At 39.7% G+C, this 20,015-nt stretch carries 16 protein-coding genes; 5 read left to right on the plus strand and 11 right to left on the minus strand.

The genetic code is table 11. The features are described from left to right. Together GZH31_RS18865 and GZH31_RS18870 are read right to left on the minus strand one after the other, a co-directional pair. A complete protein-coding gene (locus GZH31_RS18865; RefSeq protein ID WP_180311704.1) occupies nt 1–1,251 on the minus strand; it encodes a sugar MFS transporter in 1,251 nt (416 codons plus the stop codon). Nucleotides 1,252–1,354: 103 nt separating this feature from the next. Beyond that, complete coding sequence (locus tag GZH31_RS18870) at nt 1,355–2,362, minus strand: LacI family DNA-binding transcriptional regulator (protein WP_065978945.1); 1,008 nt, start codon at nt 2,360–2,362, stop codon at nt 1,355–1,357. Nucleotides 2,363–2,622: 260 nt separating this feature from the next. Here GZH31_RS18870 and GZH31_RS18875 point away from each other — a divergent pair, with 260 nt between their 5' ends. After that, the gene (locus GZH31_RS18875; protein WP_180311705.1) at nt 2,623–4,881 is read left to right on the plus strand and encodes a TonB-dependent receptor; all 2,259 of its coding nucleotides are present in this window, start codon (nt 2,623–2,625) and stop codon (nt 4,879–4,881) included. 132 nt (nt 4,882–5,013) lie between these two features. Here the strand turns inward: GZH31_RS18875 and GZH31_RS18880 are convergent, their stop codons facing one another. Together GZH31_RS18880 and GZH31_RS18885 are read right to left on the minus strand one after the other, a co-directional pair. Then, entirely contained in the window at nt 5,014–8,151 is a 3,138-nt protein-coding gene (locus GZH31_RS18880) for a M1 family aminopeptidase (RefSeq protein WP_180311706.1), read from the minus strand. After that, a complete protein-coding gene (locus tag GZH31_RS18885) occupies nt 8,138–9,013 on the minus strand; it encodes an ABC transporter ATP-binding protein (protein ID WP_036972323.1) in 876 nt (291 codons plus the stop codon). The genes GZH31_RS18880 and GZH31_RS18885 overlap by 14 nt, the downstream gene beginning before the upstream one ends. A 447-nt stretch (nt 9,014–9,460) precedes the next feature. Here GZH31_RS18885 and GZH31_RS18890 point away from each other — a divergent pair, with 447 nt between their 5' ends. Both GZH31_RS18890 and GZH31_RS18895 read left to right on the plus strand, forming a co-directional pair. Next, on the plus strand, nt 9,461–10,837 hold the full coding sequence (locus tag GZH31_RS18890) for a sensor histidine kinase (protein WP_180311707.1): 1,377 nt from the start codon (nt 9,461–9,463) through the stop codon (nt 10,835–10,837). Further along, complete coding sequence (locus GZH31_RS18895; protein WP_036972324.1) at nt 10,815–11,489, plus strand: LytTR family DNA-binding domain-containing protein; 675 nt, start codon at nt 10,815–10,817, stop codon at nt 11,487–11,489. The genes GZH31_RS18890 and GZH31_RS18895 overlap by 23 nt, the downstream gene beginning before the upstream one ends. Here GZH31_RS18895 and GZH31_RS18900 read toward each other — a convergent pair. From GZH31_RS18900 to GZH31_RS18910, 3 genes are read right to left on the minus strand one after another with little or no spacing between them, the layout of a single operon-like run. Further along, a complete protein-coding gene (locus GZH31_RS18900) occupies nt 11,486–12,085 on the minus strand; it encodes an SGNH/GDSL hydrolase family protein (RefSeq protein ID WP_180311708.1) in 600 nt (199 codons plus the stop codon). The two genes, GZH31_RS18895 and GZH31_RS18900, sit on opposite strands and share 4 nt — an antisense overlap. After that, the gene (locus tag GZH31_RS18905; protein ID WP_036972326.1) at nt 12,085–12,609 is read right to left on the minus strand and encodes a DsrE family protein; all 525 of its coding nucleotides are present in this window, start codon (nt 12,607–12,609) and stop codon (nt 12,085–12,087) included. The genes GZH31_RS18900 and GZH31_RS18905 overlap by 1 nt, the downstream gene beginning before the upstream one ends. A gap of 48 nt (nt 12,610–12,657) precedes the next feature. Continuing rightward, nucleotides 12,658–13,122 carry a flavodoxin family protein gene (locus GZH31_RS18910; protein WP_036972327.1) on the minus strand — a complete coding sequence of 155 codons (465 nt, stop codon included), beginning with the start codon at nt 13,120–13,122 and terminating at the stop codon, nt 12,658–12,660. A gap of 77 nt (nt 13,123–13,199) precedes the next feature. Between GZH31_RS18910 and soxR the strand changes: the two genes are divergently transcribed. Next, nucleotides 13,200–13,661 carry a redox-sensitive transcriptional activator SoxR gene (gene soxR, locus GZH31_RS18915; RefSeq protein WP_036972328.1) on the plus strand — a complete coding sequence of 154 codons (462 nt, stop codon included), beginning with the start codon at nt 13,200–13,202 and terminating at the stop codon, nt 13,659–13,661. A gap of 38 nt (nt 13,662–13,699) precedes the next feature. Here soxR and GZH31_RS18920 read toward each other — a convergent pair whose 3' ends face one another. After that, nucleotides 13,700–14,059: a DUF1294 domain-containing protein gene (locus GZH31_RS18920; RefSeq protein ID WP_036972329.1), complete on the minus strand. Its 360-nt coding sequence runs from the start codon at nt 14,057–14,059 to the stop codon at nt 13,700–13,702. A gap of 51 nt (nt 14,060–14,110) precedes the next feature. Between GZH31_RS18920 and GZH31_RS18925 the strand changes: the two genes are divergently transcribed. After that, nucleotides 14,111–14,635, plus strand: a complete 525-nt coding sequence (locus GZH31_RS18925; protein WP_065978941.1) for a hypothetical protein — start codon at nt 14,111–14,113, stop codon at nt 14,633–14,635. A 62-nt stretch (nt 14,636–14,697) separates the two neighbouring features. On the opposite strand, the gene GZH31_RS18930 is transcribed toward GZH31_RS18925, so the two are convergent. From GZH31_RS18930 to arsJ, 3 genes are all read right to left on the minus strand, one after another. Next, nucleotides 14,698–16,185, minus strand: coding sequence for a DUF3360 family protein (locus GZH31_RS18930; RefSeq protein ID WP_180311926.1), 1,488 nt, complete (start codon nt 16,183–16,185; stop codon nt 14,698–14,700). 381 nt (nt 16,186–16,566) lie between these two features. After that, nucleotides 16,567–18,690, minus strand: coding sequence for a methyl-accepting chemotaxis protein (locus GZH31_RS18935; protein WP_180311709.1), 2,124 nt, complete (start codon nt 18,688–18,690; stop codon nt 16,567–16,569). 89 nt (nt 18,691–18,779) lie between these two features. Beyond that, on the minus strand, nt 18,780–20,009 hold the full coding sequence (gene arsJ / locus GZH31_RS18940; protein WP_180311710.1) for an organoarsenical effux MFS transporter ArsJ: 1,230 nt from the start codon (nt 20,007–20,009) through the stop codon (nt 18,780–18,782). Nucleotides 20,010–20,015: the final 6 nt, after the last annotated feature.

Consider the following 20,015-nt stretch of genomic DNA (forward strand, 5'->3'; position numbering starts at 1 on the left):
TTAGCAGGCGTTAGACGCTGCTAGATACTGCGGTTTTAACGTTAATTTTTTGAAAATTGCGACACTGACTAGTAATAAAGCAATAGGAACAAGAGTTAGGTAGAAGGCGTGCTGGCCGCTAAATTTATCAAACACAAAGCCTGTAATAATCGAGCCAGTTGTCCCCCCAAGTGCTGAGAAAACAACAATTAACCCTGTCATTGCTGCATGCTGGTGTTTAGCTAATGAACTTAACATCACAGAATTAAGTAATGGGTAGATAGGCGCCATAAAAAAGCCAATCAAGGGCAACATATACGCGGCAAAAGGCACATCAAACACACTGCTTATTTTACTGCCATCAACATCGTGTGTTAGCGGTAAAATCAATAACACCAGTACCGCCATAGCAATTAAACAACTCAGTAATAATTTAAACCAACCAATAAAACGCAATAATTGCCCAGCGACTAACCTGCCGAGTGCTAAGGCGGCGGCAAATAAACTGGCAAGCTGAATACTGACATCAACAGGGAGTTTTAACACTTGATTATTAAAAGTGGGTAGCCAGGTTCCAACCCCCTGCTCAACTAAAACATATAAAAAAGCACTCACAATGAAAATAAGCACCAAAGGCTGATAAGTGAGCTGTAACATGTCAATAAATGCGTGCACTTGAGACTGCGATTGATTACTACGTGGCGGCGATTTTATGGGGGCTGTGGCTACGGCTAACACTGCAATAGCAATAATAAGTGCTAGCAGATAATACACATTTAACCAGTGACTACTTTGCGGGTTATTAGCATCAATAAAGAGAGCAAAAATCCAGTAACCCGATAACACCCCCAGCATAAAAATACCTTCGATAGTGTTCAGTAACGCTGAATGTTTATTTGCAGTGTCTGTTACTTGACCAATAACAGAGTAAACTGCAATTTTCATTACTGCAAAACTACACCCAATCGCTGCAAATAATGCTTTTAAAGCCCAAAACTCTGCAATGCTCGGTACAATTAAACAGAGCATAGCCACTAATATTAACGCACCTAGCATCGCGACTTTGTAGCCTAATCGTGGAATGAATGACGCCACAACAAAAGACACAATCGCGATTGTGAGATCCTTGTATCCTTCTAAAACTGATGCGTTCGTTTTACTGACATCTAAACTGTTTATTGCCTGTAAAATAACAGTGCCGACACTATTGAGCATAATAGCAAACACAAAATAGCTGCATGCCAATGCAATCGTTATTCTTATTGGGGTCATTCGCTCTAGCCTGTGATTATTTTTATTCAGTCTAGTTTAGTGCAAAATAAAATGCAAACGTTTGCAAAATCAAAATAAAGCGATATATAAGTATAAAAGTTGGCTAACGTTGGCTTGATTGCCTATTAATTAATTCAATTTCAATAACTTGAGATTCTACTTTTTGACCAGCGAGCTGTGCTAATAATTTTTCAACCAAGATAACAGAGGCTCGTTGCGTGTTTTGTTTAACACTAGAAAGCGAAGGGTGGCTAATATCTGCCATTGCAATATCGTCAAAACCAACGAGGGCAACATCGGTAGGAATACTAATATAACGCTCTTTTAGTGCTTTCATTGCACCTAATGCCACCATATCACTACACGCCATAATGCCATCAAAGCATAGCCCTTTTTCAACCAATAATTGGTTTATCCCTTTGTAAGCTGCACTACTCGTAATATCAATAGAAACCACGTGTGGTATTGCTTTAGCAGCATTAAGTGCATCCATATAACCCCGATATCGCTCACCTATTTCGGCATGATCAGGATCCCCTAAGAATAAGATGTTCTTAGCCCCCTTTTCGAGCAAGTGTTCCGTAGCAAGACGCCCACCCAAGTAGTTATCGCTGCCCACTATAGGGTAATTACTGGGTGTTTTTGGGTCACCCCAAACAACTAAAGGCACACCAGCTCGTGCTGCAGCTTCAATGTTTACTTGGCTTTTACCTTGTCCTACAACAATAATTCCATCAGCACGACGACTATTAATAAAATAATTAGCCCAATCATCATTAGCCATAAATGAATTTGATAGCAACAATTCTAAGCCGTGATTATTAAGTGCAAGATTAATCTCGCCGACAACTTTTAGTAAAAAAGGGTCATTGATAGATTGTTCGGTATCGCCATCAAGGTTGATTATGACTGCAACAACATTCGTTTTTTGCGTACGTAAACGACTAGCGGCAGTATTTAAACTAAAGTTATGCTTTTTAGCTAGTTGCTGAAGCTTGTCACGAGTTTCCTTTTTAATCAAAGGGTTATCATTTAACGCACGGGATACTGTCGACGTAGATACACCCGCTAACTTAGCAAGATCAGCTAACTTTAATTTTCTATCGTTCATGATGTTAAAACACTGCCTTCCTTATTACTTGAGTGTTCAATATATCATTATTTAGCATAAATCGCTGCGCGGCTATAGATAATATTTTTTCAATAGATACATCAACAAACAGACTCTGTGTTCAAAAATAAAGCAAAACTTGCAAAAAATAATTGCAAACGTTTGCATAACATTCTAAGGTTTAAAAAAGCATCGCATTAACATTTCCATAAATACTGTTAGTGCTGTGGATTCAACAATACAAAAAATGGGAACACACAATGACAACAACACACACTCGCAGTGCAGTTGCCTGCGCTATACTGTTTGCAATTAGTGGCCAAACTGCAATGGCTGCGGAACAAACTGAAAAACAAACAAAAGAAAAAGTAGAACGCATTGTTGTATCAGGCACACCTGCGGGTGTAGGCGTACGTAAAATTGATGCTGGCTATGCAGTTACAAATATTGATGCAGAGCAAATAATTAAACTATCACCAAAAAGCACGGCAGATTTATTTAAAGCAGTACCTGGTGTGTGGGTAGAAAGCTCGGGTGGTGAGTCTGGTGCAAACGTATTTGTGCGTGGTTTTCCTGGAGGGGGTGATGCGCCATTTTTAACCTTAAGCCTTGATGGTTCACCTATTTACCCAGCTCCAACCTTGTCATTCCTTGAGAACTCATCGTTATTTCGTATCGACGAAACCATTGAAACAATGGAGGCATTGCGTGGCGGTCCAAACCCTGTTGTATCGAATGGACAGCCTGGCCTAACCACTAACTTTCGTCTTAAGCGAGGTCATGAAGATACCGAAGGTATGTTCAAATACACAACATCAGACTACGATTTACAAAGAGTTGATGCAGTCATAAGTGGTGAAATTTCTGATGATTTATATTTCATGGTGGGTGGTTATGTAAAAAGCTCGCCAGGTATTCGTGACGCAGGTTTTACTTCAGAAAAAGGTAACCAATTCACTATTAACATCACAAAAGTGCTGGAAAAAGGCGAAATCAATGTATATACACGCCAAACTGATGACCACGGTGCATGGTACTTACCAACACCTCTTAATGTTGATGGCATTGACGCCAAATACACGCAGCTAGGCACTCTTAATCGCCAAGCGATTATATACACAGGACCCAATAACGAAGCACATCAAGTAGATATTGGTGATGGTCGGGGTTGGAAAGGTCATGTATCTGGCGGTAGCATCAAACTTGAATTTGACAACGGCTGGAACTTCACAGATCGCTTTAATATCACCAAAGGTGATGCAAACACCTACGGTTTAGTACCAAGTGGCTCGGCAACAACTGTTGCTGACGTTGCCGATAATGGTGAATTTGCAACGGGAGCGGCAACAGGCACGGTGTATGACGCAGACACCCCTATACAACAACTCGGTCGCTGGGTCGTTTTAAAAGAGATTAGCTCATTTACTAATGACTTAGCTTTTTCTAAAAAGTTTGGTGATCTTTCTACTGCATTTGGCTACTACACAGCAAATACTTCAGCCAATGATTGGTGGAGCTTGGGTAATACTGCTTATCATGTGCTTGAAGCTGGCGGCGAAATGCTAGATGGAATAGCGTGTAATGCAAGTGTTGAAGGTTGTGATTTTAATTACGACATAAACTCAACAGGTGATGCACGCACCAATGCTTTCTACACCACTGCTCAGTTTACACTTAATGAAGCATTTACACTTGATGCGGGTATTCGCTTTGAAAACCATGAAGTTGAATACAGTGTTGATGAGGGACTAGATGGTGTGATCAACAAAACCGTGCAATATGACGAAAGCAAAACGTCATGGACAACCGGCATAAATTACTCAATTAACGACGATATGGGCGTATTTGCGCGCGTGAACCGTGGTTACAAAATGCCTTACTTCGATGATTTTCGTGATAACTTTGGAGCTTACGAGGGAGGAGAAAAGTTAATAAAAGAGGTAACCCAAGCAGAGTTTGGTTATAAGTTACTGACTGATAGCACTGATTTCTATGCAACTCTTTTCACCAATGAAGTAAAAGGTGACACGTTTGTTCGTCGCCCAGGTGTTCCCGCTGAAATCTTAACGAACGAAGCATACGGTATTGAGCTTGATTACAACTATAACCACGAGTCTGGTTTCTCAGTCAACTTAAACTCTACTCTTCAAGAAACTGAGATCACTGAAAGCCCCAGCAATGAAGGTAACGAGAGCCAGCGTCAGCCCAAATGGCAAGTGCGTGTAACACCAAGCTATGACTTTGAAGTAAGTGGCATGTATGCAACGCTATACGGCACAATATCAGCAGTTGATGACCGCTTCGGCAACAACGAAAATACCGTTGTGTTAGAAGGCTACGAAAAAGTTGACCTAGGTTTAATTGTAGAGCCGATGGAAGGTATAAAAATACAATTAGCCGTAGATAATTTAACAGATGAACAAGGCATCACTGAGGGGGATCCCCGCAATGCTGATGCACCAAATGGTCGTTACATTATGCCTCGCACTACACGTTTAAGCGTAAGTTACGCATTTTAAAATAACCTCCCAAACCCTTGATTAAAAGGTTAAAGCCCAAGCCACAGTGTTTCATTACCTGTGGCTTTTTTGCTCAATTTATTTAAATTTTCATAATTAAATGGGTTATTTTAAGACCATAAAACCTTGTATTTAAGGCTCTAAGAAAAATTGATTAATCAGTGCCTTATCCTGAGTATTGACTTGTAACTGTAAAGCCCGTATTAAATCCATAGAAGTCGCAGGTCGGTTTGGAAATGCATAGTTTTCCCAGACTGACTTGAGTGCTTTAATAATGATTTCATCACCCACCCTATCTCTTAGTTTTGCAAAGATTATCGTTGCTTTAGAGTATTGATCATAACTTTTAGTTGAGTCTACAAGCGACTGTTTAGCTGAAATGTCCACACGTAAAGCTTGCTCATATCGCCTAGTTTCATACTCAATAAGAGAATTCATAGCGGCTTTCCCAAAGCGTTTTTCTATCATCACTAATTCAATATATTTAGCCATTGATTCGACTAAAAAGGCACTATCTTCATTAACGCTATTGCCTATATCGTGACCAAACCACTGATGGGCCGTTTCATGCACTGCACGTCGATATCGCTGATCAAAACCTGCATCAATACTTGGGCTTGCCCTAAAGCCTACTTTATTCTCAATGAGTATAATTTGCGGTAAGGCAAAACCAGTTCCTCCAAACTTAGGGGCTGCAACCAAACTCAATTGTTTTGCTTTATAAGCAACGACATTGTCTTTGAACCAAGTAAGTGTATCTTTCATTGCCTGTAAATGAATGACTATTGAATTTGGCGACTGTAGTAACGTTTTTTGCTTTGCAAATACCTGCAATTTAACATCCCCAAACTGCTCTATTACTGGTGAGTAAGGAATAGACAGCCAGGCTGGTAAATTATTGAATGCTGATGCAGCTTCAAACTTAAAAATTTCCCGATCATTTTCACGCTGATGAGCGATTTGTTTGCCCTGTGTAACAACGTGGTAACCAACCGCAGTTGAAACTGTGCTCGACATTGTTATGTGATCATATCTATCTGGTCTATTTTTCTCAGAAGCAAACTGCTTAGAAGGGAGGGATACGTTCCTATCAAGTAAGCCATATTGTTTTCGAAGATTAATATCTATTAGCTCATAATTAGCTTGGTAGCCAACCGTTGGCAGCATAGGCACAGAGCGAATATAATTAAACTCAGGAGTTAAAATATGATGTCCTACTGCTGGCCACAGCTTTGCTTGCCGAACCTCAAATCGAGACGAAAGTTGCCGTATTTCATTTGGTTTAATAGCACGCTCAAACTCATACACTGCTTGATTCAATGTTGGATAAAAGCGAACTCGCCTTGCACCTGCAATTTTTATGTTTGCCCATTTATAAAAGCCAGATCTACCAACTAAAACGTTTTTTATATCAACTGAATGAGGATTAGTAAGTGTATATGTGAGTTCAAAATGCGCAAACTGCTTGTAGGGGTAAAAATCAACATTAGCATCAATATGACTAATAACTGGTTGCTTTTTATGCTTCCAATCAACAAAAGTTTTTTCGTAGTTTGCCTTAAATGACTCTCGCTTATGAGAATTAGTTAGCGGCTTTTCAGAAACTAAATTTATGTGTAATTGCACAAATAAACTAAGTGATAGAAAAATGGGAACCAATACCCAAGTATCTTTTACTTTTATCTGTCGCCGACCAACCCCTACACCACGGTGGTTAAAAATTTGACTAACAGCAACAAAGCTAAACACTGCAATAAGCCAAACTCTCATGTACGGCCAGTAATTATTTAAACTAGCACGATATCCCCAAAATTCATTGGGCGCTTGTAAAGGTGTCCAAGCTAAACTCCAAAAAGTATGAGTGAAACCAAAGAAAGTCATTACTGGCGTAAATTTAAGCAACAAGATAACAATGACAAATAAGCCAGCAACTAAAGAAGAGCATATGTTGAAAATACATACTGTCACCCAAGCAACTAAAATAAGCGGTAATAACATTAAAGCTAATATATAAATATGCTGACTAGGCTGATATTCACTGCCACTGAACCACTCTGCCAAGGAGGTGCCGATAAAGCTCATCACGGAAAATATTATCGCTAAAGTAGCTACCACTAATAATTGACTATATAAAAGTGTCACTGTTTTTACAGGCAATGCGGCAATAAGCTCCGCCATATTAAATCGTTTTGCATAACAACTTACCTGCCAACTCCAAAGAGCAAGCAGTAAACAACCAAAAAGTATATGCATATCAAATGCGTAGTGATTGATTGCATCTATACTCGTCGGGCTAACAATACTCATCGCTTCAGCATATTCAAATGATGAGGCGACACTGTTAAATACCACGACAGACCAGAGAAATAAAATGAGTGACGTTATTGGTTGTTTTAGTATATATGCAAGTGATAGCTGATAGAGTGTTCCCAGCATAAACCAATCGTTCCCTCTGGGCACTACGGACCTGTAATGCACAACCGAATTCAATACTGGCTCACGGATCTGTACGGGTTTATTTATATTTTTTTTAGTGGTGCGCATTGCCCAGATATATATAACCGTTGTAAGTACAATTATTACCAAACGGTTAATTATAAGCTCCCAATGGTGGGGCTCAGCAAAGCCAGCAATAAAAGCGGTGTATGCAAAGGGATCAAACCATAAAGACATCTGATACAAAGACTCGCTAACGATCCCACTACCCGCCAAAATGGGATTGCCAGTAATGCTAGCGAAAAACAAGTAACCAACCCATATAATGCCAAAAGTAGTATAGCTAACCAAGGCACTTTGAAACCTGTCACAGATCCAAAAAGCAATCACAATAAGAAGGTAGCAATTTGGAATTAGTAAAAAAAAGCTATTAAAAAATAGATGATTAACTGCCTGCCAATCAAAGCCATGCACTTGACATTGATAGAGCCAAATTACCAACGAACTCATCATTGAAATAATCAAAAGACATATAAGTAAGCTACCTACACGAAGCAGTGATCTATATTTAGATTTGATAGGCGTAGTACTGATAATCTCATCCATATTATGTATTTGATCACGCAAAAAAGTAACTGGGGCTATTACTCCAACCAGCACAGTGAGCTGTATCATTTGTATTGATAATAAGTGTAAAGAAAACTGCTTAAGCGTATTTCCCTCTTCAATAGCCAAACCAGAAGACAGTGTAAATGCAAATAATGGAGAAAAAACACTACATAACCAAATAATAGGCTGACTAAAAAGATACTTTAAGTCATTACGAAGTAGCATTTTTTACCTCTTGTGATTTTAATTCATAAAAATACTTATCTTGAAGCGTCACTTTTGCTGCTATTGCTTCGGCTGAGGGGCATTCCAAGGCAAAAACACGAAAAATAGGCTCACCATATCGATAGCTTTGACTTAATACGAATGAACCTTTAGCTAAATTTGATGGGAGACTTTTCAATAACCAGACATTACCAGCCAGTTGATTTATTAAATCATCCACATTTCCATGTTGAATGAGATGACCTTGATTGATCATTGCTACAAATCGGCACTGATTTTCTATATCTTCGACAATATGAGTAGAGAGTAAGACTAAACGCTCCTTGCTAATAGCTACTAACAAATTATTAAGACTTTCGCGTTCAGCAGGATCGAGCCCCGCAGTGGGTTCATCTAAAATAATAAGCTTGGGGTTACCGAGTAAGGCTTGCGCAATTCCAAAGCGCTGTTTCATCCCACCCGAAAAGTGGCTTACGTTTTTATTTGCAAATGTTGATAAGTTTAAAAGTGACAGTAAATCATTTATTTGTTGCTTTCGTTGCTTTGCATTAAGGCCTTTTAAAATAGCGATATGTTCCAGCAGAGCTCGACAACTCATCGTTGGGTACACACCAAATTGCTGCGGCAAATAACCTAACTGCTTACGCATATCATTTGGATACTTCAGAACATCTAAACCATCAAAGTTTATTTGGCCTTTATCAACGTTTTGTAAACACGCTAATGTTCGCATCAAACTCGATTTACCAGCTCCATTAGGCCCAAGTAAACCTACCATTCCTTTAGGGATACGAATCGTCACGTCATTTAATGCGTGTGTACCATCAGCATATCGCTTATTAATATTTTTTAGTGCTAGCATAGTTACGTTCCTTAATTAACGGACTGTTACCTTAAGTAACAGCTACTGAACTAGCGAGGAAGTAATGATCAACCCAAGAAAACACAGGATAAAAGTCAATATTTGACGTTCATCAGTAAAAATAACACTTTCATCATTACACTAGTGCAATAAAGGTCAAAAATAGTAAACTCAATTTAAAGTCTATAAAGCCTTGAAATGAATATGGTTTTGACTATATTAGTATGGCGTGATGTACTAAGCAGGTTTACTAGATTGTAATTACTAAAAAGCTAAAACAAGATAATGAGGTGACATTTGCGGGCTATTTTATCATTTCTGTCGAATAGCACTAATAGCAAGTACTTCATTGCCTTACTGCCATTATTCGCAGCTATATTGTTCGAAGGTCATACTCGTTACTTGTCATTAAGACTCGACTCACCAGTTCTATACTTGCAAATAAATATGCAGTTACTATTGGAATGCACCCCCTTTTTAGCTGCTCACTTTTTAACTTTTAAGCAGACATTTAAAAACTCTACTTTAGTGTGGCTTACTGGATTCATTTTATATCCGTTAAGTGTATATGCACTTAGCATGATTTCTTCGCTCTATGCACAGTGGCATTACCTCGGAGTAGAATGTTGGCTATTATGCACATTAGCCAGTCTGATTTGGCTTATTTCTCAACAGGGCATGGTAAAGAACAATGATTTCCTTACAAAATGGTTTAACTCTTTCATTTCATTAGATAACGTAACCTTAACGATTCTCATATGTTGGGCTTTCCTGCTAGCTGGTATACTAAATAGTCACGAAGAACCATTATTAAATCAACCTTTTGAATTAATTTTTGATTTCAGTAAGTTATTGTCTGAATTTGATCAGTTTTTATTTTATTTTCTTCAGCTTATCGTTTATGTAGTCATTATTTATAGCCTCTACTTAATCAACCGTTACGTACTTATTCGCCACTTACTTGCAAACTATGGCGTTTTCACTTTTGTGGTTGCATCCGTTATTTTTATGGTAACTCTCACCCCATTACTTATTGCAATTTTATTAGCATTACCCATTAATGATTTACCAAATAACATTGCAAACTTGACCCCGAGTGGCAACCAAAACATTTTTTCTAAGTATAATTATCAATTCATGTTTTTCTTTTTACTTATTAGCACACCAGTAATCCTAGCTTTTGAAAGACAACAACAGCAGAGTAAGTTTAATGAAATAGCAAAACAACAAACCACAATGGAATTAAAACTTCTTCAACAGCAAGTGAATCCACATTTTTTGTTTAATACTTTGAATAATTTATATGCGCTAACACTCACAAAATCAGAGCAAGCCCCACAGTTGGTGATGGACTTGGCTGATTTATTAAGATACACAGTATACGAAGGCCAAAAACCATATGTTCTGTTAGAGAAAGAGCTAAACTACATTAGGAACTTTATTGAGCTACAAAAAATTAGAAGTTCAAACAAATGCTCATTTAACCTAACATGGCCAAATAAACTAGAAACACTGCATATTGCCCCTCTATTACTAATTATAATCGTAGAAAACGCGATAAAACATGGCGTAGAACCAGCATTAGATAAAACAAAAATAACACTCTCAATCACAGTAGATGACAATGTGCTGACACTTTTCTGTGAGAACGCTATAAATGTTAAAGAAAAAATAAATCAACAGGGTTTGGGGCTAAACAACTTAAAAAAAAGGCTTCAACTACTCTACCCAAATAAACACTCTCTCACGACTATAAAGCAATCAAATTTATGGCAAACGACACTGATATTGGAGTTATCAAATGATAAGAGCTATCATCATTGACGATGAACCTCTCGCCCACCAAGTTATTGAGCATCACTTACAAGAACACCCCGATATTAAGTTAGTTGCTCAATTTTATAGTGCTAAAGATGCCTTATGTGCACTCGCTAAATCATCTGTTGATATGGTTTTTCTAGACATTAATATGCCAGAAGTTACTGGGCTTGAGTTGATAAAAGCACTTGCTAAACCACCTCAAATCGTCATAGTGAGTGCTTATCATGAGTATGCTATAACTGGCTTTGAATTGAATGTAACAGATTATCTATTGAAACCAGTGTCGGCGCCAAGGCTTGATCAAGCGCTTAATAAAGTGCGTGATCGCTTGCCTAAATACAGCGCTACAAACGCAAACTATATTACTCTTAAAGTAGATCGAGAAAAGCGCAAGTTTGATTTAAATTCTGTTGAATACATTGAAGCATACGGTAATTATGTAAAGCTGCATCAAGCACAGCAAGTCACACTTGCGACAGCCACTCTTAAGCAGCTTAGTGAACAGCTATCTCATTCATTTACCCAGATTCATAAATCATTACTAGTCAACAATCAAAATGTGATTAGTATAAGTCATGATCATGTTGAGCTAAACACAGGCACTACTCTAAAAATTGGTAAGTCCTTTAAAGAAATTGCTCAAACATTACTTTAAAGATGTTGAAATAAATGTTCTGCAAGTAACTTATGTTCTTTTTGTGGCCAATGAATGCCCTCAGTGGGGCAAGGGGAAATAAGTTCATAGCCATTTATAAAATGACAGTTATGACGTTCAGAAATCAATTTATACTCAGCAGTCAATTGTCTAACTTTATTAGCAGCCCCTGCATAAATAGACTGATAAGCCCCTACCTCGTAAATCTTTGGCGGACTCAACACCATAATTTTTGGCAATTCACGGTGCAGATAGTGATTTTTTATTTCGATAATTAGCGTGTCGAGTGCGTTTGCAATATCAGCAACCGACAATGCAAATCGGCGCTTTAAATCGTTCGTACCTAGTTGAATAATAAGCGTATCAACATGATAGGCTCGTAGGTAAGGTTCTAAATATTTCACACCTAATTTATCACCACTAAACGGGGGCTCATTGGTCAGTGTACGGTTAGGTTGTCCGGCTTCGATAACATGATACCCCGCCCCTAATTTAATGCCCAGCAAACTTGGCCAGCGCTCATTATCGTTGAAACGCTTGCCATCTACAGGCGAGATCCCATACGTATTTGAGTCACCAAAACAGAGAATATTCATTAGAATGGATTCAGGGTATAACCCTGTTGCTGTAAGAGTGCATGCGCTGTCATGGCTGATAGTGCCATTTGTACACCGGGGATCAGCTGCTCTTGTTTAACTTTCATATGGGTTGCCGACTGGCCGCATACATAGACAACCGTATTATGCGCTAATAATTGTGAAATCAATTGCTGGTTTTTATTGTCGCTATTAAAACGCTGCTTGTAAAAACTGTTCTCGAGTAAATCGACACTTGCCCCGCCATGTACAACTAAAGCCAGTTGAATATTTTCAGGTTTTACACCATGGGCAATATGCATATTAATAAAGCGTGCTAACGAGTTAATACTATTATTTTGCTTCCCCTTTTGTGCAGCATCGGCCACATCAAACACGACTTTGAAGGTCGCTTGCTCTGCGATAGGCGCATGATTTGGTACATCATAATAAAAACCAAAACCTTCAATTGCAGGCTTAGTTTGCTCGGCATGGCTAAACGTGGTTAACAAGGTAAGCGATAAGCCTAATAGCGTTGATTTCATAAAGAATCCTGTTACTTTTTTACTCTAGCCTACCCTGTTTATCTGCGTTTAACTAGCCTCAATATGTTGATGTGCTTTAAAGCTCATGCCTAAATAATTAAAGGTGTTTTTAAACATGTCAATAAACGCATTCGGCGCCTTGGCAGAGCCTGCATTTGATAACAGTGAAAACTGTTTTTCACGCAGTGTTCTCAGTTTTGGTCTGAGTGTTTCGTCATCCATATAATCGGTTATGCGGTCTAAAAATGCTTTGAACTGGGGTGTCGTGTTATACCAGTAAACAGGCGATGCAAGTACCCAATGCTCGTACCCTAATAACGCCTCGAACACCGCATAAAAATCATCATTTTTGTACTGCTTGTCATAGCAATATGGCGAGATACTATAATCATCAAGGCAAACCACATCGCCACCATATTGTGTTTTATAATCATTTACTTGCAAACTTGTATTACCTTGTTTTCGGGCACTTGAATAGATAATTACCGTGTTTGTAGTCGGTTTTTGTTGCATTACTGTCACTCCTTTTTTTATGATGGGTGCAGCGTAAAACCTCAAGCTAACTTTAGGTCAATACTTGGGAGTAAAATATGTCAGGGTGTGAGAAAAAACTTGTTGAAGCGAACCTATCCGTTGGCTTTGTAGCAAAACGCAGCGGTGTAAAAGTATCGACTTTGCATTTTTATGAATCAAAAGGACTTATTCGCAGCTGGCGAAATAACGGAAATCAACGCCGCTATAAGCCCGATGTACTGCGCCGAATTGCGGTTATTAAAGCAGCGCAAACCATGGGGATTACTCTTGAAGACATCAAGCAAACATTAAGCACCCTACCTGAACAACGCACGCCAACAAAGCAAGATTGGGCAGCACTTTCTAAAGTCTGGCAAACTCAATTAGATGAAAAAATTCAATACATGCAGCGATTACGCGAACGCGTTAATGGCTGCATCGGCTGTGGCTGCTTATCAATGGCCAAATGCCCTATCTACAATAAAGACGATTATTTAGGCGAAGAGCACAGCGGCGCTGTGCTGTTAGAAAGAGATTAAAGTTTTTAACGCCAATTGTCTTTCTATAGGCTAACTATTTAAATTAACTGTAAATAATACAGTGAAAACAGCGCACTACAGTTAACGATGATAGTTAACCACAGTACGGCGATAAAGCTGCGCTTTTTTGATTTATGCCTGAACCATTGTTGCGCAATTAATGATCCAGGCCAGCCACCAAACACACCTAAGAGGTGTAATGTGCGTTCAGGTACACGGATCACATCTTCACCATGTTGCACTGCTAATCGTTTATCCCAGCCATACACTAAAAAGCTAATTAAGCTTATACCGCTGTAAATCCCAGCGATAAGGTATGGCATATTTAACAGCCAACAGGCGAGCCATAACAATGCTAAAAACAACAATGAAAATGTAATTAATGTTTTCTTAATCAATGAACTATCGCCTATACTCAGCTAAACGAACGAAATTTATTAGGCTGTATTATGGCATATATAAAATCATTTTTACTATCACTGTGCTTTTGCTCTTTAACAGCACTTGCAACAGAGCAACCTCTCGATGAAAAACTAAAAGTATTTGAGCCTTACTTAGGCACTTGGCAATCAGACTTCAACGTAACAGCTGGCAAACCAGCAGTACAAGATGTAAGTACGTGGCAACGTGCACTAAATGGCACCGCCATTAAAACACTTCACTCAATTAACGAGGGTGAATACGGTGGCGAATCGATGATTTTCTGGGATAGCAAGAAACAATCGCTGGTTTTTTATTACTTCACCACCGCAGGTTTTTACACGCAAGGTACGATGAATGTTTTGAGCCCGACACAGTTTGTTGCCTACGAGAATGTGACTGGCAATAAAGAGGGAATTACAAAAGTTAAATCAACCAGCGAATTTAAAGATAACCAGTTTGTGGTGTCGACATCGTATCTTAAGAAAGGGCAATGGACTAAACCTGAAACACGCACTTATACCCGTAGTAATAAACAGGTGGTATTTAAGTAACGCGTATTTAAGTATTTAAAAGAAACTAGGGTAAGGCGACTTAGCCTTACCCCGTAAATCAGTTAGTGTCTAAAATCAGCCATTAATGCAGGGATCCCAGGCAACATTCCTACAAGAGCCATAACCCCCGTTAAAATAATAAACATCACTAATGGAATAATCCAACGACTCATTTGGCTTAATTCAGCGCTTCGCTCTTTACACCCAATTAAACCTAAATTATCGAGCAACATCGTTAATGACCAGCCAAATGCTGGATTAACCAAGGTTGATGAAAACACCACTATGGCTGCTGATTGCGTGGTTTTACCTTCTCGGGTCATTTCCATGCCTGCTTCAAGTAAGGGAATAAATACCCCAACAATCAAGGCTACACACAATACGGGTTGCCAAATAGCTAAATCCATTGGGTAACCCCAAATACTGGCAATAATACAAAATAATGCAGTTAAAACTGCACCCGCTGGGATTGGGCGTTTCGCAATGGCTGCTGGCACAATATAGGTGCCCCATGAGGAGGTAAAGTTTGAACCACCGAGAAGCGAGCCAAACGTTTGACGAATTGACGCACTGAACATTGTGTCGTCAATATTCATTTGTACTTTTTCAGTACGTTCTGGGTAACTAATTTTTTGGAACACTTGATGGCCTAAAAAGTCGGGAGACCACATCGCCACAGCCAGTACAGCAAATGGCAATACCACCACAAAACTTTCGAGTGTGGGTAGGCCTAACATCCAGCCTGTATTTTCACCCCACCAATACATTGGGTTCATATTCGGCAAGCCCGGCGCTGTTTTAAATTCAAAAGGTGCGCCAAGTGAAAAGGCAAGTAACCCCCCTAATAAACAGCTTAATGGCACAGCAAGCCAACGCTTTTTATAATGCTCAAGTAATGCATAAAGCACAATGGTTGATAAGATCACGATAAATGCGATATGAGTCATATCAATGCCTTCGGCCCACGCAAACAGCTTTTTAACCTGTGAAATAGTGCCAATAAAACCAAGGTAAAGAAGCAAACCACCGCACACACCGCGACTGGTTAACCCAGCGAGTAAACTCCCCCCTTTACTGAGCGCTAATAGCAAGCCAAACGCCCCAATTAGTAAACCAAATGCCATGGGATGACCTCCCGCAGCAACAACAATTGGAATTAAAGGAATAAGTGGTCCATGCGTTCCAGCTAAGTTTGCCGTTGGTAAAAAGAATCCTGAAAACAATAAAATAAAGATGGATACAATTAATAGCTCGTAGCGCACATTTTCTAATATAAAACCTTCGCCAAGACCAAGTGGTGCTGCAAACGTAGCTGCAATGGCTCCTACCATCACTACTTTACCGATTGTACCGGCCATTGCTGGAATTGAATCTTCGAGCTCAAAGCGATAATCCCTAAAGGGTAAGTTAGGACGCCAACGCTTTGGCTGCATAATTTGTAGTTCGTGTTCTAGGTATTCATCGCGACTTGAAAATTCACTGCTGGGTTTATGAAGTGCTTGATAGCTTTTTTGTCCACTAAGCGTCTCTGATTCCTGATCAGCAGGCATTTTTGACGCTTCATGCTGCCTCATATTCATGACTTCTCCTACTACTTATCTTGAAAAATTGTGTGAGTATTTATTTTGTACTTAGGGTAAAGCAGCAAGACACAAAACACGATTAGGCAAAAGGTAGGGTATGAATTTTGAAAAACACCTTTCAAGCGAAAAGCGCAGCAGTCACATACATTTTAAATAATTGATTTTAAATGAATTAAATTAATATGGGACAGTGTTTTTTAATTTTAATACCCAGTAAAAAAGTCAGAATTGAACGCATTAACTATTAGTCTAATAAATTGCCTAAATAGTAAACGCTAAAGTACGGTATAAAAACAAAAGCCGTCAGTTACTCAGTAATCTGACGGCTTGAAGTGTGCGACTCAACCGCTATTTGGTTTTAAGCTTATTAAGCTCATCATCCTGCTGTGCCACGAGCGCATTGAGCGTTTGACTACCGTCGCCGGCTTGAGTCGAGAGCTCGGCTAGTTGCGATGCAGCATCTGAGATTAGGGTTAGATTACGGTTAATCTCCTCGGTTACTGAGCTTTGCTCTTCAGCTGCTGTCGCAATGTGGGTGATCTGTTGCGTAATTTCATCCACTTTAACAACTACTTCATGCAGCGCATCAAATGCAACAGACGTTTCGTCTACCGCAGTTTGAGCACGCACAACCCCTTGCTCAATGACTTTTGATGCATTACCGACCTCTAGCTGTAAGCTGTCGATTAAACCACTAATATCGTCAGTTGATGCGCGTGTTTTTGACGCAAGTGCACGCACTTCATCCGCAACAACAGCAAAGCCTCGACCTTGCTCACCCGCTCTCGCAGCCTCAATTGCGGCATTGAGCGCTAATAAGTTGGTTTGCTCTGCAATGGTTCTGATCACATCGAGTATTTGTGTAATGTCATTACTTCGCGCAGCCACTTTTTCAACGGCTTGGTTCGCTTGTTTAATCTCACTCGACATCGTTTTAACTTGAGTTACCGCCGACGATAAGCTCGACTCACTGTTTACAACAAGGCTATTAATTTCGTCTGCTTGCAGTGCCGATTGCTCAGAAGCTCGTGCCACTTCAAGGGCAGTCGCACTCATTTCGTTCATGGCTGTAACCACGCTTTCAATCTCTTGGAACTGTGATTGAACATTGTGTTTTGTATCTACCGACACATGCGTCGCTAATTCAGCTTGTTGTTTTGTCTGCGCAGAAACATTTTTCAGTTCACAGATAAGATCTCTTAATTTAGCTAAGAAAGCATTAAACCCTGTTGCCAACGCAATCAACTCTTCATGGGTATCAACATGCAATGTTTGTGTTAAATCGCCCTCTGAACTTGCCAAATTATCAACCCGTTGCTGTATCTGCTGAAGAGGAGCGACGATCGTACGGATCACCAGCAACATGATCACAAAAGCAGCGCCTGCGATAATAATTCCGGTGACTAAAATCAATCCTCCAAGCGTATTAGCATTTTCGCTCATACTGTCAGCTAATGCTTGCGGCCCTTCAAGAGCAAGTTCAGTCGGCACTTCGATTAATAAATTCCACTGCTTTTTAGCAAGCTTAATGGTGATGGGGTAGTTAACTAAATACTCGTCGTCGACCTTAAAAATTCCGTTTTGTTTTTTTAATCTGTTGTAGTTATCAAGCATATTTTTAGGCACGACTTCTTTAAGAGGTCGGCCTAATTTATCTTTGTAATGACTGCTCCCTACAACCAAATCAAGCGAGCTTAATAAGGTTACGCGCGCTTTTCCGTTATACAGCTCTTTTGACAGTTTTTCTGTCATTGTTTGGAACACGGGTAACGTTAAATCAACCCCTGCAACACCAATGAACTCACTGTTTCTAATAATAGGCACCGTAAGTGAGGTCATCATTTCTGAATAACCTGGCGAAATTTCGTATAGATACGGCTCCATAATGCACGGGACTTTCGTGTCTTTTGCACAAAGGTACCATTCGGCTTCTCGTTGACCGAATTCGCTCAGTTTATCTACATATTTTTCTTCTACGTCTTCAACCACTTGCTGCTCAATAGCACCATCACGATTACGCGTAAAATAAATTTCTAGGGTGCCTGCCCCTGCAACTGAATGATCATAACCACTTATAAAATTCGCATCACGGCCATCAAAACCATTGCGTTCGAATTGGGTATAGATAGATGAAAGAAGTGTATTTTTTTCTAATAATGCGCGGTTTAATTCAACCACAGCATCACGCGTAATGGCATTTGCAGCTTGTTCATCACCGAGGATAGCTGCAAATGAATAAGGCACACGGTAAGCTTCATTTATAAAGCCAGCGACTTGTTCGCCATATGCTGCCGCATTGGAAGAAAGTTTATCTTCAACCTCGGCAACAATTAATTTTTCAGACTGCCCAGCAAGTTGCTCATTACTTTGTGAAAGCTGCCACCAGAGCACACTAGAAAGTACAAACACTGTAATAAAAATGCTTCCTACGGTAAGCCATAAAAGCTTTTTTGCTAATGCTAACTGCCGCATTGAATATTCCCGTTTTTATTGTTTATTTGATAATAGTTTAGACTATCTTGCTAAACTAACAGCAACAAACATAAAAAAAGTATGAGTTTTTACTTTTTATTCAACGACCAGGTCGTAACAGATGCCATTGCTAATAAAGCCACACTCACCCATAAACACGCAACAAGTCCGAACACCTGAAACACCCAGCCAGAGAGCACTGTTCCCACTAGTCGTCCTAACGCATTTGCCATGTAATAAAAGCCCACATCGAGCGACACGCCATCGTTGTCAGCGAAACTAACAATTAAGTAGCTGTGCAACGATGAATTGACCGCAAAAATGAAGCCAAAAATCAATAAACCAATCAATAAACCAATCAATAAGCTTAGTTGCATAAACACGTTTAATGTCAGTGCTGTAGCCAACAAACAAGTGAATAGTGTTAATGCAGTTACCCACATTGCAGCTTGGCGTGTTGGCAAAAAACCTACTTTTTTATGGCCTGTGATACGCGGTGCCTGAGTTTGCACTAAACCGTAGCCAATTACCCAACACGCTAAAAAGCCACTCACCCACCAGTGTTGCCAACCAAACTGCGTTGCCAAATACACAGGCAGTGCCACTACAAACCACACATCTCGCGAAGCAAATAAGCACATTCGGGCAAAGCTGAGTAAATTAATTGCCCGCGATTTTGAGAATAAGGTTTTGAATTTTGGCTTATTCTTAGCTTTTCCGATGTCAGCATTAAGCGTAAGCAGGCTTAAAATCCAAACCACTCCCAGCATCACTAACATGGCAAAAATAGCGCCTGTGAAACCAAATAATGTGAGTAACACGCCGCCTAAAAAGAAGCCGAGTCCTTTCAACGCATTTTTAGATCCAGTTAGAATAGCAACCCATTTATACAGGGTTGACTCTCCCTCATGGCCTTTAGGTATCAAATACTTTATCGCACTTTTAGCACTCATTTTATTCAAGTCTTTAGCAATACCACTCAGCGCTTGTGCAGTCATGACAAACCCGACCGTTAACCAGTGACTGGGCGCACACAACATGGCGAGCGCAACAAGTTGCAACAATAACCCCAAATTCATGGTTTTATTGAGCCCCAAACGTGCCCCGAGCCAGCCACCGACTAAGTTGGTAATTACACCAAATACTTCATAAAACAAAAACAGCATGGCAATTGCTAATGCTTCATACCCAAGCTGATGAAAATACAGCACCACCAGCATTCTGAGCGCCCCATCGGTGAGGGTAAACGCCCAGTAGTTACCGGTTATTATTAGGTATTGTTTTAATTCGTTTGGCAAAGCTGCCAATTGTTCACGCATCAAAAT

The organism is Pseudoalteromonas sp. JSTW (genome assembly GCF_013423925.1).
Lineage (GTDB): Bacteria > Pseudomonadota > Gammaproteobacteria > Enterobacterales > Alteromonadaceae > Pseudoalteromonas > Pseudoalteromonas lipolytica.

Bases quoted from the DNA above. Each gene is read 5' to 3' on its own strand.
- GZH31_RS18865 (WP_180311704.1), bottom strand. From the start codon at position 1,251: ATGACCCCAATAAGAATAACGATTGCATTGGCATGCAGCTATTTTGTG.
- GZH31_RS18870 (WP_065978945.1), bottom strand. From the start codon at position 2,362: ATGAACGATAGAAAATTAAAGTTAGCTGATCTTGCTAAGTTAGCGGGT.
- GZH31_RS18875 (WP_180311705.1), top strand. From the start codon at position 2,623: ATGACAACAACACACACTCGCAGTGCAGTTGCCTGCGCTATACTGTTT.
- GZH31_RS18880 (WP_180311706.1), bottom strand. From the start codon at position 8,151: ATGCTACTTCGTAATGACTTAAAGTATCTTTTTAGTCAGCCTATTATT.
- GZH31_RS18885 (WP_036972323.1), bottom strand. From the start codon at position 9,013: ATGCTAGCACTAAAAAATATTAATAAGCGATATGCTGATGGTACACAC.
- GZH31_RS18890 (WP_180311707.1), top strand. From the start codon at position 9,461: ATGCAGTTACTATTGGAATGCACCCCCTTTTTAGCTGCTCACTTTTTA.
- GZH31_RS18895 (WP_036972324.1), top strand. From the start codon at position 10,815: ATGATAAGAGCTATCATCATTGACGATGAACCTCTCGCCCACCAAGTT.
- GZH31_RS18900 (WP_180311708.1), bottom strand. From the start codon at position 12,085: ATGAATATTCTCTGTTTTGGTGACTCAAATACGTATGGGATCTCGCCT.
- GZH31_RS18905 (WP_036972326.1), bottom strand. From the start codon at position 12,609: ATGAAATCAACGCTATTAGGCTTATCGCTTACCTTGTTAACCACGTTT.
- GZH31_RS18910 (WP_036972327.1), bottom strand. From the start codon at position 13,122: ATGCAACAAAAACCGACTACAAACACGGTAATTATCTATTCAAGTGCC.
- soxR (WP_036972328.1), top strand. From the start codon at position 13,200: ATGTCAGGGTGTGAGAAAAAACTTGTTGAAGCGAACCTATCCGTTGGC.
- GZH31_RS18925 (WP_065978941.1), top strand. From the start codon at position 14,111: ATGGCATATATAAAATCATTTTTACTATCACTGTGCTTTTGCTCTTTA.
- GZH31_RS18930 (WP_180311926.1), bottom strand. From the start codon at position 16,185: ATGCCTGCTGATCAGGAATCAGAGACGCTTAGTGGACAAAAAAGCTAT.
- GZH31_RS18935 (WP_180311709.1), bottom strand. From the start codon at position 18,690: ATGCGGCAGTTAGCATTAGCAAAAAAGCTTTTATGGCTTACCGTAGGA.
- arsJ (WP_180311710.1), bottom strand. From the start codon at position 20,009: ATGCGTGAACAATTGGCAGCTTTGCCAAACGAATTAAAACAATACCTA.